The organism is Vibrio sp. 1641 (genome assembly GCF_033339995.1).
Taxonomy (GTDB): Bacteria; Pseudomonadota; Gammaproteobacteria; order Enterobacterales; family Vibrionaceae; genus Vibrio; species Vibrio alginolyticus.
In genome coordinates this window covers 1-554 of the sequence record NZ_JAWOVP010000419.1, presented here as the reverse complement: position 1 = coordinate 554, position 554 = coordinate 1, and the positions used below count along the sequence as shown (strand labels likewise).

The window sequence follows — 554 nt, the reverse complement described above, 5'->3', positions numbered from 1 at the left end:
AGGACGGTAGCGTTTGGTTACCAAATAGACCACCACAGTCGCTACACTTAACGCAACTGTTGGCCAATGAAGTTCTGCCAAGCGTTGTGGAGCTTCCCATAATCGTTCAAGTAGATAGCGTTGTTCGTATTTCAAACCCACGACTTTCGCAAACTGACCGACAATGATGGTCAACGCCACGCCGTTGAGTAGCCCTAAGAGGATTGGGCGGGAAAGGAAGTCAGCAAAAATTCCCAGTTTGAAACGGCTGGCCAGTACACACCAAATACCTGTCATAGCTGTCATGGTCATGACGAGCTGCCAGTGTTTGGTTGGGTCGCCAGCGGCAATTGGGGTAACGACGGCGGCGATGACGGCACAGGTTGCGGCGTCCGGGCCAACAATGAGTTGTCGGGAAGTGCCCATTAAAGCGTAAACCAGCATCGGCAGCACGCATGAGTAGAGGCCGACGATAGCAGAAACGCCAGTTAGCTGTGCATAAGCAATAGCAACAGGTAGTGCAACAGCAACAACAGAAAATGCTGCTCTAAAGTCATTCACGAGCCATTCTTTTT

1 protein-coding gene is annotated in these 554 nt (G+C 50.9%); it reads right to left on the bottom strand.

The window, feature by feature from the left end; genetic code table 11:
• Positions 1-540: SulP family inorganic anion transporter (locus R7Z47_RS26320; RefSeq protein WP_318130960.1), on the bottom strand; the 540-nt coding region annotated here is incomplete at its 3' end.
• Positions 541-554: the final 14 nt, after the last annotated feature.